Consider the following 244-nt stretch of genomic DNA (forward strand, 5'->3'; position numbering starts at 1 on the left):
GTGGGGAGGAGGGGATTTAATTCTTGTTTTCGTTTTGCTACAGTTTGATAAATTTCCGTAGCGGTTTTATCCTTAATTCCAAATTTTTTGGCTGCATAAGTAGCCGTTGTTTCTCGGCAGCATTCGTAAATTTCATGCACAAATCGATTTGTATAATGCCGATATGGTGCAGCAAACGATAGTGGTTCCGTGAAAGTACATAAACAATCCCGTTCAATCAAATCCAAGTCTCTATAAATTTTTG

Annotated in this window: 1 protein-coding gene; it reads right to left on the minus strand. The window is 37.7% G+C overall.

The genetic code is table 11. From position 1 onward, the window contains the following. Positions 1-221, minus strand: a 221-nt coding sequence (locus tag BU804_RS00130) for a transposase family protein (protein WP_143298892.1), incomplete at its 3' end; no start/stop codon positions are given. Positions 222-244 lie beyond the last annotated feature (23 nt).

Source organism: Candidatus Protochlamydia sp. W-9 (assembly GCF_001950615.1).
GTDB lineage: Bacteria > Chlamydiota > Chlamydiia > Chlamydiales > Parachlamydiaceae > Protochlamydia > Protochlamydia amoebophila.